The following is a 15,414-nucleotide window of genomic DNA, read 5'->3' on the forward strand; positions in this document are numbered from 1 at the left end:
AAATTCTCGTTTTTATGATAAAATCCTTTTTTATTCTACTTTTTTTATCATCTTTTTTACGTTTTGTTATGTAATATGATACCATGAAAAATAGTATTTGTATTCACTTTTTCATAGTATTTCCCTACCGTTTCTAGTGAAAGGAAGATTTCCAATGATTCTACACGATGGTCATGTTCATACCCCGTATTGCCCACATGGAACAAACGATCCTTTATCAGACTATTGCGAAAAAGCTATTGAGCTTGGCTTAAAAGGGATCACGTTTACGGAGCACGCACCCTTACCAACGAGTTTTATGGATCCAACTCCACAACAGGATAGTGCTATGAAATTGGAGCACTTGCTAGATTATTTTAAAGAGTTGAAACACATAAAAGAAACATATCGAGGAAAATTGGATGTATTAATTGGTTTAGAGGTAGATTATATTGAGGAATATGAGGAGCAAACAAAACAGTTTTTAAATGAGTTCGGCCACTACCTTGATGACAGCATCCTTTCTGTGCATTTTTTAAAGCTTCGTAATGATTATATTTGTATTGATTACAGTCCAGAAGCTTTTCAGGACGCCATTTCAAAACTCGGTTCAATCGAAGCTGTATATAAACGTTATCTTGAAACGCTTAAAAAATCAGTCTCTGTTGATTTAGGAAGATACAAGCCAAAGCGGATCGGTCATCTTACGCTCGTTAAAAAATTCAAAAAAAAATTCCCGACAAGTGGATTCACTTACCAGGATATTTCAGAGCTGCTTTTGCAAATAAAAGAAAATGGGTACACGCTTGATTACAATGGAGCAGGAACGTTAAAGCCTCTGTGCGGGGAACCTTACCCAGATACAGCAATTGTTCAAAAGGCTTTTCAAATGGGAATTCCACTAGTTTATGGTTCAGACGCCCATCAAGTTAGTGGGTTAATGGCTGGGGTAAAACAGCTGAGTAAACAAGTTAAGCTCATTAAACCTTAACTTACAGGGACAAATAGCCTTGCTTTTGTCGAGGACATATCCTTTCCACATAAAAATAAATCAACCCATTTTGTGAGATGTTCCATGTATTTCTTTACGAAGTAGGGCTCTGTTGGCATAAGCTGATAGAGCTCCCGTAAATATTGTGGGTACAAATATGGCATTGTTAACATACTTTTAATTTGAAATAATACATAGTCTAATTGTTGTCTACGAAATTCCCCTGCTCTTACTCCTTCTCTTAACAACTGTTCAAAATCGTGCTTTTCCTTACGAAGGTATGTCGACATAATTTCTCGGACTAAAACAGAATCTAAAGCCATTTCACGGTGAACCATTCGAGCTAAATGATGAAATGATTGCTGATATGATAGAAGTGCTCGTAGCGTATCAAGAAGCTTGTCGCGCGAGCAGCCCTCTTGCTTTTTCACATCAGACATGACGGACATATAACCTTCAAGAAATTGTGTCATTAATTGTTCAAACAATCCTTTTTTTCCACCAAAATAATAAGAGACGAGCGCCACATTCACATTTGCTTTCTCTGCAATATGACGCACCGAGGTACCATGATAGCCTTGAGTGTGAAACAAACGCATAGCCGCGTCTAACATTTTTTCTTTGGTCTCTTTACTCACTGACACTCCTCCTTTACCGTTCTTCCGTTCCTAACACTTTCTCTCCTACTTCCTTGCTTCCTCTCATGATCGATCGACAACGAAAGAAATTCGTATGACAGAAATCCACTTTCTTCGGGATAACCCGTGTGCATTCGAATGTTTTAATGTAAAAAATAGAAAAAGGATGTCTTAAAAGGGAATTCCCTCTTATAAACATCCTTTTTAATATCCTAACCTATTCCTAACGTAACTGGAGAACTGCCTTGTTTTTTCCTGTTTCCTTTGCAACATACAACCCTTGATCAGCTAAATTAAATAAAGTCTTAGAAGACAAAGAGTCTAAATCATGGCTCTGCCAATGAGAAACTCCACATGAAACAGTAACTCGTGGACTTGTTTCAATAGCAACAGCTTTTACAACTCGTTCGGCAATGGAGAATCCTGTATATACGTCCACTTTCGGTAAGTAAATGGCAAGTTCCTCACCACCCCAACGGGCTGCAATATCCTCTTCACGGATATTCTTTTTCATAATATTCGCAACTTGAATAATAATATCATCTCCGACCTGGTGACCGAATGTATCATTAATTTGTTTAAAATTATCAATATCCAGCAACAAAAATGTTCCTTCGACATCACGCATCATCGATTCTTGAATCTTTTCATCTAAATGGTTTCGAGAATAAAGTCTTGTTAAGTGATCGGTAATAACTAATTTCTCTAGTTCTTCATGTAACATCGAATTAGTAAATGCCAACGTTGAATGATGAATAAGTGATTGTAGCAATTTAAAACTATCGAACGTAAAATGATATGGCTCTGAGTGTGCTGCAATGACGAGACCCTTTAATTCTGTACTTTGGATCATTGGTACGGCCAATACGGAGTGATAATTATTTATTTTAATTTCATCATGCAATTGCGCGTCACCAATATAAATAGGATCTTTCTCCCTCTTTACTTTGCGGATAAACGGCTCAAGGTCCTCTAACGATTCCTTTGTAAAAAAGGACGTACTTCCCTCTAACAAAACAAACTCCCCGTTTGATTGAAAAAGAATAAATCCTACCTGCTCAGCCTCGAAGGAATTTATAATTTGTTCCGTCATAAAATTTATCGTATCAGCAAGCCTTAAATTTAAATTGAGCTGGTGAGAGGTCTGGTTAATCAGCTGCAAATCATGAATTAATTTCCGAGATTGCTGATAGAGCTCTGCATTTTCTAATGCATTCCCTCCAGTATCCGCTAACATCTCAATAAAATCGATTTCATGTTTCGGCAGACGAACATCAGCACTTGCTTGAATTTCCATTACACCGTAAACTCCCTGCTTTCCTCGTAAAGGTGCATAGAGTGTAACTTTATCCTTACTCTCGATTCGTTCGATTTGAATTAACCCTGTTAAATATGCATGTTCTGCTGTACGATTACCACTGTCTGAACCATACATCAGTTGTTTAATCGGAACCCCTTCCTTCACTTCCCATTCATGAGAAAGAAGAAGGTTAACCTGGAAGCTTGGATATACTTGCTCTAATGCATAAATAATCTCTCCAAGAACTTCACCAATGTTCATTGTCGAATGGAACTTTTTCGTAACTTGTAAAAGTAAATCCCTTCTCCTACCCTCATTACGAACTTTCTCTTGGTGATAACCTTTGCTAAACAAAGGAAGAAAATCCTTAACCCATCGACCCGTTTGCTTTAAGAAAGACGTTGCTTCATTCTTAGTAGCGAAACTAAAAATGATACACCCGAATACTTCAGAAGGGTTTTCAAAAATGGTAATTACATTCCATTTTAGTTCTTTGAAAAATAACGCCCCTTCATAAAGAAACCTATCTCGGTCACTACGTTCACTTAATACATCATTTGAAAAATGTTCGGGAGCCACAGAAGACGATTGCTTTCTTTCAAAGCCTTCTGAGCTTGATATTACAATAAAATCACTATCAATTCTTTCACAAATAACAATACCGGACCTATTCTTAATAATTCCTGATAAAGTCCTTACAAATGAATGTGATAGTTTTCTAAATTCAATTTCATAACTTGCATTTTTTAATATATCTCCAACAGAAACCTCTAAAACATCCTGACTTTCAAAAGACATAAACTCGGCTTCCTTTATTAATTTTTCACACAATTCTACTAAAAGGGATCGGTACAGTTCAATATTACTCATGTCAGATTGTACAACAACCCCAAGATAACAGAGCCCTTTTCCCTGCCCTTTAGTAAAAGGAATTGTTATAACAAGACAGTCTTGAAAACAAAACGGAGTAGCATCAATAGTAACTTGACGTTGTAAATACTCCATCGCTTCTGTTACCGATGATTGTGTTAGACCGACTTCTTTTATTACTAGAACCTTGTCCACAGTAGCTAAAAAAAGAATAGCAGATTCAAATTCCATTAAAAGACCACTATTCTTTTCTTCGTTCACGAGCCCATCTAGTAATTCAAAGCACTTTCTACTTACATTCAAATCATTGAGAAGATTATCCATTCTCTCGCACCACCACACACGGATACGTCATTACAGTCTTTTTGACTAAATACGTAAATGTTAATGATTTTTATATCCCTCATTTATTTCGTAATAATACGACTTAATAAACAAAATTTGCTAAGAATTTATGACAATATATCGACTTTTTTCATATATATATTAGTGCTTTATGCATCTAAGTATATCTGAATTTACTCTATTTTACTATGTGAAATCAATAATGAATATAAAAAAATAATTTAAGCACTATATTTGTTCTTCATCAAGTAATTTGACATCATTTCAACATCTCGATATAATAGAAATCGTGTGAAATAAGACAGCCACGGTAAGCTTAATATGTTTTATCATTTTGTTCCTCGGTTTGCGGCTGCTAATAGCTGAGGTGCATTGTGTAACTTCTAGCTGTCGAGGCGAAGATGCATAAAGGCAAAATGAGCATGTTAAGAGATTGCCCTACGGTTGTTATTTTGCAACAACAAAATAACAAGGAGGAGTCTATTCATGGCTCGCTATACAGGTCCATCTTGGAAATTATCTCGTCGCTTAGGCATTTCACTAAGCGGAACTGGTAAAGAATTAGCTAAACGTCCGTATGCTCCAGGGCAACACGGTCCAAATCAACGTAAAAAACTTTCTGAATATGGTATTCAACTTCAGGAAAAGCAAAAGCTTCGTCACATGTTTGGTGTGAACGAGCGTCAATTCCGTCGTATTTTTGATGATGCTGGTAAAATGCCAGGCATTCACGGTGAAAACTTCATGATTCTTCTTGAGTCACGTCTTGATAACGTTGTTTACCGTATGGGTCTTGCTCGTACTCGTCGTGCAGCACGTCAGCTTGTAAACCACGGTCACATCACTGTTGATGGTCAACGCGTAGATATTCCATCTTACCGTTTAAAGCCAGGTCAAACAGTTGGTGTTCGTGAAAAGTCTCGTAACAATAGCGTTATTAAAGAATCTTTAGAAGCAACTGATTTTGTTCCAGCATATGTAACGTTTGATGCTGATAAGTTTGAAGGTACGTATAGCCGTTACCCTGAGCGTTCTGAGCTACCTGCAGAAATTACAGAAGCTCTTATCGTTGAATTCTATTCACGTTAATAAGAGAAAGAAGGCAGCATAGAAGCTGTCTTCTTTTTATATTATGTAAGATTTTTTTGATTATGAATAAGGAGAGGAACCTAAAAGGTCTCGTTTTTAGGTTCCCCTCCTTTTTAGATCACCGATACGCATCTGCCACGGTCAGAAAACAGCAACACCAAAAGAAAAGGGCGATTCCATTTAGTACTATTGCCCCTATTGAAATCCCCCGTTATGCTAATTTATCCAATTAGTTCATACTTATTTTTGCAAATTTTCGTTTCCCTACTTGGACAATTAAACCATCTTCAATCACTACTTGCATTTGCACATCTGCGACCTTTTCTTCATTTAGCTTAATCCCGCCATTTTGAATCATTCGGCGTGCCTCACCTTTAGATCCCATCATTTTCAATTCAACAAGTAAATCAATAATCCCTATTTCCTGAGGTCCGTCCCATGCTACCTCAGGAATGTCCGTAGGAAGTGTTCTTTTTTGGAAGACTGTCTCAAAGTAGTGTCTGGCTTGTTTCGCCTCTTCTGGACCATGGTACATTTCTACGAACTTCTCACCAAGACGCATTTTCGCATCACGTGGATGAACCGATCCGTCACTTAAACCTGCCTCAAGCGTTTCGATCTCATCCATCGGCAAGTCAGTTGCTAGTTTATAATACTTAATCATTAATTCATCAGGGATCGACATTGATTTACCGAAAATCTCATTAGGAGCTTCATCAATACCGATGTAATTCTTTAATGATTTTGACATTTTTCTTTCACCATCAAGTCCTTCAATTAAAGGCAATGTCATCGCAATTTGCTTCTCTTTTCCATATGCTTCCTGTAAATGACGTCCCATTAATAAATTAAATTTTTGGTCCGTTCCCCCTACTTCAACGTCTGATTCTAAAGCAACCGAATCATACCCTTGCATTAACGGGTAGAAAAATTCATGAATGGAAATCGATTGACCTGAGCGATAACGTTTTTCAAAATCATCTCTTTCTAACATTCTTGCTACTGTCATATTACCTGAGAGCATAATCACATCTTCAAACGACATCGGCTTTAACCATTCAGAGTTATAATAAAGTTTCGCCTTATTCATATCGAGAATCTTTCCGTATTGTTCAACATACGTTCTAGCATTTTCTTTTACTTCTTCATCAGTTAGTTGTTTTCTCGTTTCTGATTTCCCAGTTGGGTCCCCAATTCTACCTGTGAAATCACCAATTAGCATTTGGATCTCGTGACCTAGCTCTTGAAATTGGCGAAGTTTATGGAGAACAACTGTATGCCCTAAATGAACATCTGGTGCAGAAGGATCCATCCCTAGCTTAATTTTTAAAGGTTTACCTGTCAGAACTGATTTTTCTATTTTTTTTCTAAAGTCTTCCTCAGGTACAATTTCAACGACACCCCTATTTAAAATTTCCAATTGTCGTTCCACTTCCTGCTGCTGTTCTAACGTTAATTCAGTTTCCACCTTATTCCCTCCTAGTATTCATATTTAGTCTTTTAGACAATAAAAAAACGCCCCCTAAAAAAGGGACGAGGTTCTCGCGGTACCACCCTTGTTGAAGACGTAAATCTCCCACTTAGCACGATAACGGAGTGACCGTCCTTGGCTATTCAAGGAAAGCTCCAGGCTGTATTTCATCCTCCATCCTCATACTGATTCTCACCAACCATCAGCTCTCTAACATGATAAATGGAAACTACTTCGACCCTTCAATGCTTGCTATTTGAATTACATAATGTAGATCTTAACATCAATAATTATTTTCTTTTTTATCATATTCGTTTTTCTATGTCAATTCAACACTTTTAGAAAATGCCCGAAAACATACCATCCTTCGACATCCTATGCTATAATTATTGCTGATATATTAGGAGGTTTATTATGAAGAATATATTTTCTCACTTTATAGAGAAACTACGATTTTTTTCAGAAAAACTACATGAGAAGAAGGTATTTAGACGGATTGGCATTACATATCAAGTCGTATGGAATCTACTATTAATCTTTCTGGTATTTGGATTAATGGCAGTTTTCTTCGTTGGTGGTACTGCTGCAGGTTATTTCGCCTCTCTTGTAAAGGATGAACCACTTCGTTCATCAACTGAGATGAAGGCCGAAATATATGATTACGAAGAAACGAGCCAGGTTTTCTTTGCAGATCAAGTATTTCTTGGTGAATTACCTTCGGAGCTTGAACGCCATCAAGTTGCTTTATCCGATATTTCCAAGCATGTTAAAAACGCAATTATCGCTACGGAAGATGAACATTTTTTCGAACACGAAGGTGTAGTTCCAAAAGCGATTATGAGAGCAACCTTTCAAGAGTTTGCAAACTCTTCTGTTCAAACTGGTGGGAGTACGTTAACTCAGCAATTAATCAAACAACAAATTCTATCAAGTGAAGTTTCATTTGACCGTAAAGCAACAGAAATTCTTCTTGCATTACGCTTAGAAAAATTTTTGGATAAAGATGATATTTTAGAAGCTTATTTAAACGTTGTACCCTTTGGTCGGAATTCTTCAGGTCGACAAATTGCAGGGGTACAAGCAGCCGCTCGAGGGATTTTTGGTGTAGATGCAAAAGAGCTAAACATTCCACAAGCTGCGTATATAGCCGGATTACCTCAAAGTCCTTTTGGTTACACTCCATTTACTAGCAGTGGAGATGTTAAGGAACATTTAGATGCAGGCTTAAATCGAATGAAAACCGTCCTTCGCCGCATGTACGAAGGAGGGTATATATCTGAAAAAGAATATGAAAATGCATTAGCATACGATATTCGAGCCAATCTAACAGAAAAAACACCATCACCAATTGATGAATATCCGTTCTTAACCTATGAAGTGATGCGTCGTGCAACAGATATCTTAACAGAACAAAACCTTAAAAAAGATGGAATTAACCTAAACGAGCTTGAACAAGATAAACGGATCGAAACGTATAATCGATATTACGAGAATGCATCGAGTCAATTAAGAAGAAGTGGCTTTCGGATTTATACAACCATCGATAAAGATATCTATGATTCTATGCAAGAAGCAGTCACAGACGATCGTCTATTTGGTCCAATGAAAGAAGGTGAGCACGAAGAGGTCGGTGCTGTTTTAATTGAAAACAAGACTGGGGCTATTAAGGGATTCGTTGGTGGTAGAAACGAAGATGGAGATAAACACTATAACCATGCAACACAGGCATTAAGACAAAACGGATCAACAATGAAGCCGATTCTCGCCTATGCTCCTGCAATGGAAATCGGTGCAGTACAACCAGGAATTGTCGTCCCAGATACGTACGCACAATATAGTGGTGGTACTGAAATTCGAAATTTTGACCGCCGGCATTTAGGATTACTATCAGTTAGAGAATCACTAGCCCGTTCTAGAAATGTTCCAGCTGTGCGTGCCTTTAAAAAGGTTCCTCATGATCAAGCAAGGGATACATTACTAAAACTCGGATTTCGTTTAAACGATGGTGAACCTTATGAATCAGCACCATTAGGTTCAACTGACTTTAATGTTACAGTTGAACAAAACACAAACGCTTATGCAACATTCTCTAATGGCGGAACTTTTGTAAAATCTTATTTAATTGATCGGATTGAAACGGCAAGTGGTGAAATTATTTATGAAAATAAACCTCAAAAAGTTGAAGTCTTTTCACCACAAACCTCTTATTTAATCATTGATATGCTCCGTGATGTTTTGAAAGGCGGAGGAACAGCAAGTACGTTACCTAGTCGCTTAAAGTTCTCAGCCGATTGGGCTGGAAAAACAGGAACTTCTAGTGATGTTAAAGACTCATGGTTTGTTGGGTCAAATCCTAATGTGACACTTGGCGTTTGGATCGGCTATGACACTCCAAAAGAAATAAATAGAACAGTTGGTGGGCTGCGTTACGGACCGAGAACCCAGCAGATTTGGGCCAATATTGCCAATGCAGCATATTCGCGTGCACCAGAGCTTATGGCACCGGATCAGCGTTTCCAGATGCCAAATGGGATTGTGAGTCGTTCTATCTGTAGTATAACTGGTTTACTTCCGTCAACAGTATGTCAAGAAGCTGGACTCGTAAAAACAGATTTATTTAATGCAAAATTTGTTCCTTCCAAGACAGATGAAAGTTTAGAGCATGCACGATATGTCACAATTAATCAAAAGAAATTTCTAGCATTGGAATCAACTCCTGAGGAATTCACAGAAAAAGGTGTTAAGATTTCTGCTGAAAATTTAGGTATAAATGATGATGAATTAAATGAGTATTTGCCAGAATCACTTAAGAACATTATTCCAGACGTTGAAGCTCCAAATAACGGGCGAACACCATCTGTTGTTAATGGAGTGAGATTAAACGGACAAAACTTAACTTGGTCAAAGCATCCTGATAATGACATCGTTGGTTACCGTATTTATCGGGCAGCGAATGAAAGTACAGATTATCAATTACTTACATCTGTTAAGGAAAACGACATGACAAGTTATCAAGTGAAGGGTGGTTCATTCTCCTATTACGTGACAGCCGTTGATACTGCTGGTCGAGAATCTTCAGCATCTTCCTCTGTAGAAGGAGATGAATGGCGTTCAAAGCCTGAACCGAAACCGGAGAAAGAACCGGAAGAGAAACAACCAGAGAAAAAGCCTGACCGTGAAGAAAAACCGTCTCCTCCCAATAACCGTCCTGAAGAAGACGATGCCGATAACAGTAATGACGATTCACCAGCTGATGATGAAAATGACGGTGAAAATAATAACACTAATCAAAATCGACTATAACCTTCATTCACTTTGCTGAGGTACCTAAAAGGTCTGAAACAAGAGGGCATTGAAAAAAGGGAAAAGCACCCTTTTTCAGTGCCTCTAAAACAAACCTTTTTTGGGCGCCTCTTTTCGTATAAAAGTCTTCCATAAACTGAGAGGCTGCAGCAAATGAATGCTGCAGCCTCTCTATCCTTTATCGTTTAATCTTCCATTGTTGATAAATCACCCGTTGGTAAGTCAAGCTCCCATGCTTTTAAGACACGTCTCATAATCTTTCCACTTCTTGTTTTTGGTAGCTTTTCACGGAATTCAATTTCACGCGGCGCTGCATGAGCAGCTAAGCCCGTTTTTACAAAGTGACGAATCTCTTCCTTTAATTCCTCCGTAACCTCATATCCTTCACGTAAGGCAACAAATGCTTTAATAATTTCACCACGGACAGGGTCAGGCTTTCCGATGACGCCCGCCTCAGCAATAGCTGGATGTTCTACAAGTTTACTTTCTACTTCAAATGGTCCTACTCGCTCACCAGCCGTCATAATAACATCATCCACGCGCCCTTGGAACCAGAAATAACCATCCTCATCCATATATGCTGAATCGCCGGATACATACCAGCCATCGATTTCAAAATAGCTGTTATACTTTTCAGGGTTATTCCAAATAGACCTCATCATTGAGGGCCAGCCTTTTTTAATTGCTAAATTCCCCATACGATTTGGAGGAAGTTCATTCCCTTTATCATCTACAATCGCTGCTTTAATACCTGGAAGTGGTTTACCCATAGAACCTGGGCGAATCTCCATCGAAGGATAATTACAGATAAGCTGCGCACCCGTTTCTGTCATCCACCATGTATCATGGATCCGCAAGTCAAAGACCTTTTTCCCCCAGCGTACAACTTCAGGATTAAGTGGCTCACCAACACTTAACATGTGACGTAAGGAAGAGAGGTCGTAATTTTTCACTAATTCATCTCCAGCACTCATTAACATACGGAATGCTGTTGGCGCACTGTACCAAACAGTGACTTGATAGCGTTGAAGGGTTTCATACCAATCCGTCGGGCTAAAGCGACCTCCGCGGATAACATTCGTTGCTCCATTAAGCCAAGGAGCAAAAATACCGTAGGATGTTCCTGTTACCCAGCCTGGATCAGCCGTACACCAATAAATATCATCTTCTTGTAAGTCAAGTACCCATTTACCAGTTTGATAGTGTTGAATCATTGCATTATGAACGTGAAGGACGCCTTTAGGCTTACCTGTTGATCCTGACGTATAATGAAGAATTAATCCATCTTCACGGTCCACCCACTCAATCTCCAATTCATCGCTGGCATTGTTAAAACGACTTAAAAAGTCTACATACGGTCCTTCTTCTTTCACTGAGTCAGAAACAATAAGCACCTTTTCTAAATTCGGTAAGTCACTTACTGGAACTCGTTCGAGTAAAGCTGGAGTTGTAATTAACACTTTTGCTCCACTATCTTCAAGACGGTCTCGAACCGCACCTTCCATAAACGCCTCAAACAATGGACCAACAATCGCACCTAGCTTCACCGCACCTAGAAACGCAAAATATAATTCAGGAGAACGCGGCATAAAAATAAACACACGATCACCTTTCTCTACTCCTACATTTCGTAAAACATTTCCAGCTTTATTTGAGTAGGCCTTCATTTGAGCAAATGTGTATTTTTCATCACGATTTGCATCACTATAATAAAGAGCGACTTTGTTTGCTTTATTGTTTTCAACATGTCGGTCAATGGCTTCATATGCTAAATTGACCTTTCCTGTCTGACTCCAAGTAAATTCCTTCTCGACTGATGTCCAATCAAAAGATTTTGCAGTTTCTTCATAATTTCTTAGGTTAAAATTTCCCTTTTCAGATGGAAGCGCTTGCATATTCATTACACATCTTCCCCTCTTCTTTATGTATTTTCAAACCTATTATAGTACAGTTTGAAAAAAGTTTCAATCAAAATCAATTATCTCCTTAAATTGAATAAATTAACTAAAATTGTAAGCGCATATACTTTGTACATTTACAATTACGAAACCTTCACAAAATAGTAATATCGTTTATTTGCTTGGCGTTTTTTCAAGAATAGAATGATGTATAATTAAAACCGACGACTAAGCATGATTAAAGGTGGTTACAAATGATTCATCAAAAAAACTATCACTCGTTGCACTTAACCTCTCCTAAAGGTACGCTCATTGTCGAAGGTCCTATATCCGGGAAAGAAATTGCCTCTTATGAATTTCATCCTGGCTTAGTTGCATTTCGCCCTCCTTCTGAACAAAAACAAGCGTTAATTGGCATAGCAGATTTACCCGAAGGCAGGATTAATGTAGTTCGTGATGAAAATATGATTGTTGGATATGTTACATTCGTTTATCCAGATCCTATGGAACGTTGGTCAGAGGCAAAAATGGAGAATTTAATCGAGCTTGGAGCGATCGAAATTGCCCCTGAATATCGTGGATTCCAAGCTGGAAAAAGTCTTTTACGTTTATCAATGATGGATGAGTCAATGGAAGATTATATTATAATTACAACAGAATATTACTGGCATTGGGACTTAAAAGGTAGCGGACTAGATGTCTGGGAATACCGAAAAGTCATGGAGAAAATGATGAACGCCGGTGGACTGGAATGGTATGCTACAGATGATCCTGAAATTTGTTCACATCCCGCCAACTGCTTAATGGCTCGAATCGGTAAAAACATCGATACTTCTTCGATTCAAACGTTTGATCAACTCCGATTCCAAAACCGTTTTATGTATTAGAGTTGAATAATTTACATTCTGAAGGAGTGATGCCACATGATTATTGATGAAATTATGAAGAAGAAGGTTATTACATTAACACCTGATGCCACGATTGAACAGGCAATGCAAACACTCTCGACACATAGTATTCGTCATATCCCAATCGTAGATGAGCAAAAAAATATTGTTGGCATTATATCGGATAGGGACATACGAGATGTTAGCCCGTCCATTCTTCACTCAGACGAACATTTAGAGGACCTCCAGAAGGAAATCTCAACGATTATGAAACGAAATGTTATTACAGCTCATCCTCTCGATTTTGTTGAAGAGGTCTCACGTCTTTTTTATGAACACCATATTGGCTGTTTACCTATTGCTGAGGATAATAAGATCGTTGGCATTGTCACGGAAACAGATCTTTTGCATACATTGGTTGAATTAATGGGTGCACACCAACCAAGCTCTCATATTGAAATCCGTGTTCAAAACATTACTGGACAGCTTGCAGATGTTGCCTCGATTTTTAAAAAGAATCACGTGAATATTAACAGTGTTCTTGTTTATCCATGTAAGGATGAACAATATAAAATACTCGTTTTTCGAATCCAAACGATTGATCCAAGACGTATTATCGAGGCAATAAAAAAAGAAGGCTATGATGTTATTTGGCCACTATTACCAGGTGAAAATGATGAGTCATAGTTCGGCCTTTATTTACTCGAATAGTCAACTAGCTTATCGGTTCAGCAAAACACACCCATTTAATCATTTGCGGCTTCACCTAACTCACGATTTATTATTTAAATCAAACAGTATAAAAGAATCTGATATTATTTTACCTAGAGTAGCGACAGATGAGGAATTGCACCTTATTCACGATCATGCGTTTGTTGAGGCTGTTAAAAAGGCAGGACAAAGTCAGCTCGAACCTGAAATTGCAGCTAACTATGGACTTGGAACAGAAGATACACCGATTTTTGAGAATATGCATAATGCTGCCGCTCTAATTGTTGGAGGAACATTAACTGCTGTTGATACTGTTATGACTGGTAAGCATGCTCATGCCCTTCACCTTGGCGGTGGTCTACATCATGGCTTCCGTGGCAGAGCTTCAGGCTTTTGCATCTATAATGATAGTGCAATTGCTATTGAGTACTTAAAACAAAAATATGGGGCACGAGTCCTTTATGTTGATACAGATGCCCATCACGGTGATGGGGTACAATTTTCATTTTATGATGATCCTGACGTCTGTACGTTAAGTATTCATGAAACAGGTCGCTATCTTTTTCCCGGTACAGGTAATGTCAATGAGAAAGGATCAGGTAAAGGATTTGGCTTTTCAATTAATGTACCTGTTGATGCTTTTACGGAAGATGATTCTTTTATTGAAGTATATGAGACAGCGATTCGAGAAGTAGCGGCTTTCTTTAAGCCAGATGTCATACTAACACAAAACGGTGCAGATGCTCACCATTATGATCCACTTACTCACCTCTGCTCGACGATGAAAACATACGAAATGGTTCCAAAAGTTGCCCATGAGCTAGCACATAAATATTGCGATGGACGTTGGATTGCTGTTGGCGGAGGCGGATATGATATTTGGCGTGTTGTACCAAGAGCTTGGTCCCTAATTTGGTTAGAGATGACAAATCAACTAAACAAAATTTCGCAACCGCTTCCAAAGTCTTGGCTAGAGCATTGGCAATCACAAACCGAAGTCTCACTTCCAAGTAATTGGTTAGATTCTCCAGGTCTCGTTCCAGAAATTCCTAGGCGGCATGAAATAACGGAGAAAAACACTAAAACATTAGAGAAAGCGCTTTTTCACATTCGGAATGAAATGGATCGTATTAAGTAAAAGGGGTTAACTAGCAGCAAGCTGCTGTTAACCCTGCACTTGTTTAAGCATTTCTCTAACAACTAAAAATGACTGCTCACTTGCCAAGACCGTAAACTCTGCAAACGTCATCGAAGCCTCACCATTGGCCTTGTCCGACATTGAACGAATAATAACAAATGGAACGTCATTCAATGAAGCTACTTGAGCAACAGCAGCTCCTTCCATTTCCACGCAGACTCCATTAAATTCTTCTCTTAAAGACTGAACAGATTCAGGATTCGCGATAAATTGATCCCCGCTTACTATCCTTCCCTTTAAAATGTTACGGTTTAAAGTAGATTTCGCAGCATTTTCGGCCAAAGCTATTAATGGCTTATTTGCTTCAAAATCAGAAGAACGATCAAACATTGGGATTTCTCCTCGTTTGAAGCCTAGTGGACTAGCATCCATATCATGCTGCATCGCTGAGCTAGAAATGACAAGATCGCCTACTTCTAGTGCCTCATCAAGTGCACCAGCTACACCTGTAAAAATTATCGCTGAAATCTTAAATGTATCTATTAAGATTTGTGTAGTTAATGCTGCATTGACTTTACCAACACCGGATTTACAAAGAACGATTTTCTTGTTATACATCGTCCCTTCATAAAAAGTAACAGAGGCCTTCACATGCGTTTGCTTTACGTCCATTTCCGTTTTGATTTGCTCAATTTCTTCATTCATTGCTCCAATAATACCAATTGTCATTTTACAGCCTCCCATTCAATAATAATCAATTTTAACTAGGAAACAAGAAAAGAACCCAAGGAGGA

Annotated in this window: 11 protein-coding genes and 1 other annotated feature; of the genes, 6 read left to right on the top strand and 5 right to left on the bottom strand. The window is 38.3% G+C overall.

What is annotated here, in order from left to right; genetic code table 11:
* The first annotated feature begins 154 nt into the window (after positions 1 to 154).
* Positions 155 to 970: a histidinol-phosphatase HisJ gene (gene hisJ / locus B1R93_RS10000; RefSeq protein ID WP_207634144.1), complete on the top strand. Its 816-nt coding sequence runs from the start codon at positions 155 to 157 to the stop codon at positions 968 to 970.
* On the opposite strand, the gene refZ is transcribed toward hisJ, so the two are convergent.
* Entirely contained in the window at positions 967 to 1,608 is a 642-nt protein-coding gene (gene refZ / locus B1R93_RS10005) for a forespore capture DNA-binding protein RefZ (protein ID WP_088103837.1), read from the bottom strand. The two genes, hisJ and refZ, sit on opposite strands and share 4 nt — an antisense overlap.
* A gap of 223 nt (positions 1,609 to 1,831) precedes the next feature.
* Positions 1,832 to 4,102 carry a diguanylate cyclase gene (locus B1R93_RS23385; RefSeq protein WP_245308255.1) on the bottom strand — a complete coding sequence of 757 codons (2,271 nt, stop codon included), beginning with the start codon at positions 4,100 to 4,102 and terminating at the stop codon, positions 1,832 to 1,834.
* A gap of 507 nt (positions 4,103 to 4,609) precedes the next feature.
* Here B1R93_RS23385 and rpsD point away from each other — a divergent pair.
* Positions 4,610 to 5,212, top strand: a complete 603-nt coding sequence (rpsD, locus tag B1R93_RS10015; RefSeq protein WP_088103838.1) for a 30S ribosomal protein S4 — start codon at positions 4,610 to 4,612, stop codon at positions 5,210 to 5,212.
* A gap of 229 nt (positions 5,213 to 5,441) precedes the next feature.
* Here rpsD and tyrS read toward each other — a convergent pair whose 3' ends face one another.
* Positions 5,442 to 6,680: a tyrosine--tRNA ligase gene (gene tyrS / locus B1R93_RS10020; protein WP_088103839.1), complete on the bottom strand. Its 1,239-nt coding sequence runs from the start codon at positions 6,678 to 6,680 to the stop codon at positions 5,442 to 5,444.
* 58 nt (positions 6,681 to 6,738) lie between these two features.
* Positions 6,739 to 6,938 (bottom strand) — a binding site (T-box leader).
* A 159-nt stretch (positions 6,939 to 7,097) separates the two neighbouring features.
* Here tyrS and B1R93_RS10025 point away from each other — a divergent pair.
* A complete protein-coding gene (locus tag B1R93_RS10025; RefSeq protein ID WP_088103840.1) occupies positions 7,098 to 9,986 on the top strand; it encodes a transglycosylase domain-containing protein in 2,889 nt (962 codons plus the stop codon).
* 185 nt (positions 9,987 to 10,171) lie between these two features.
* Here the strand turns inward: B1R93_RS10025 and acsA are convergent, their stop codons facing one another.
* Complete coding sequence (gene acsA / locus B1R93_RS10030; RefSeq protein WP_088103841.1) at positions 10,172 to 11,887, bottom strand: acetate--CoA ligase; 1,716 nt, start codon at positions 11,885 to 11,887, stop codon at positions 10,172 to 10,174.
* 251 nt (positions 11,888 to 12,138) lie between these two features.
* Between acsA and B1R93_RS10035 the strand changes: the two genes are divergently transcribed.
* Genes B1R93_RS10035 through B1R93_RS10045 form a run of 3 tightly spaced genes read left to right on the top strand, consistent with a single transcriptional unit; the run spans position 12,139 to position 14,620 of the window.
* Entirely contained in the window at positions 12,139 to 12,771 is a 633-nt protein-coding gene (locus B1R93_RS10035; RefSeq protein WP_088103842.1) for a GNAT family N-acetyltransferase, read from the top strand.
* Positions 12,772 to 12,807: 36 nt separating this feature from the next.
* Positions 12,808 to 13,458, top strand: coding sequence for an acetoin utilization AcuB family protein (locus tag B1R93_RS10040; protein WP_088103843.1), 651 nt, complete (start codon positions 12,808 to 12,810; stop codon positions 13,456 to 13,458).
* On the top strand, positions 13,448 to 14,620 hold the full coding sequence (locus tag B1R93_RS10045; protein WP_088103844.1) for an acetoin utilization protein AcuC: 1,173 nt from the start codon (positions 13,448 to 13,450) through the stop codon (positions 14,618 to 14,620). The genes B1R93_RS10040 and B1R93_RS10045 overlap by 11 nt, the downstream gene beginning before the upstream one ends.
* A gap of 27 nt (positions 14,621 to 14,647) precedes the next feature.
* On the opposite strand, the gene B1R93_RS10050 is transcribed toward B1R93_RS10045, so the two are convergent.
* Positions 14,648 to 15,349, bottom strand: a complete 702-nt coding sequence (locus B1R93_RS10050; protein WP_088103845.1) for a 5'-methylthioadenosine/adenosylhomocysteine nucleosidase — start codon at positions 15,347 to 15,349, stop codon at positions 14,648 to 14,650.
* Between the last annotated feature and the right edge of the window lie 65 nt (positions 15,350 to 15,414).

The sequence above is a fragment of the Halalkalibacter urbisdiaboli genome (genome assembly GCF_002156385.1).
Taxonomy (GTDB): Bacteria; Bacillota; Bacilli; order Bacillales; family Bacillaceae_D; genus Halalkalibacter_A; species Halalkalibacter_A urbisdiaboli.